This window comes from Pseudoduganella ginsengisoli, assembly GCF_009720865.1.
Classification (GTDB): Bacteria; Pseudomonadota; Gammaproteobacteria; order Burkholderiales; family Burkholderiaceae_D; genus Rugamonas; species Rugamonas ginsengisoli.
Window position 1 is genome coordinate 1 of the sequence record NZ_WNLA01000078.1, and the last position, 927, is coordinate 927.

General features: G+C 65.3%; 1 protein-coding gene. It reads left to right on the forward strand.

What is annotated here, in order from left to right:
• Positions 1–927 (forward strand): Ig-like domain-containing protein (locus GM668_RS30275; protein ID WP_155442690.1); only part of this gene is annotated, 927 nt, incomplete at both ends.

The following is a 927-nucleotide window of genomic DNA, read 5'->3' on the forward strand; positions in this document are numbered from 1 at the left end:
CACCAGCACCTTGGATAACGGCGAACATAACCTGACCGCCAAAGCCACTGATGCGGCGGGCAATATCAGCGCTGCTTCCAGCGCGCTGACCGTGACGGTAGACGTGACGCCGGGTGCGGCGCCATCGGCGCCGGACTTGCAGGCAGCGTCGGACAGCGGCGTATCGAGCACCGACAACATTACCAATGCCGCCTACCCGGTCTTTACTGGCAGCGGTGCGGAGGCAGGCGCCACGGTGCGTCTGTACGCGGGTGCTGCCCTGGCCGGTTCGGCCGTGGCCGATGCCAGCGGCAACTGGAGCATTACGTCCACTGTGGCAGAGGGTAAAGAGATTGCCTTCACCACGGAGCAAGTCGATGCGGCAGGCAACGTCAGCGCCCGTTCCGAGGCGCTGGCTGTGACGGTGGACCGCACTGCGCCGTCCGCGCCGGCAGCGCTGGACCTGACTGCAGCGTCCGACTCCGGTGATGTGAACACAGACAACCTGACCCGTGTCACCACGCCGACGATTACCGGTACGGCGGAAGCCAACAGCTTCGTTACGCTGTATGACGGCGAGACGGTGGTTGGCACGGCCACCGCCAATGGCAGCGGCGTGTGGAGCATTACCACCAGCACCTTGGATAACGGCGAACATAACCTGACCGCCAAAGCCACTGATGCGGCGGGCAATATCAGCGTTGCTTCCGGCGTGCTGACCGTGACGGTAGACGTGACGCCGGGTGCGGTGCTATCGGCGCCGGACCTGGCGGCCAGCTCGGACAGCAACATCAACACCGACAACATCACCAACGCTCTCAACCCGGTGTTTGCCGGCGGTGGCGCGGAAGCCGGCGCCAAAGTGCATCTGTATGCCGGCGGGGTGGAAGTGGGCAATGCCGTGGCCGACGCCAGCGGCAACTGGAGCGTGACGCACACGGCGGCAGC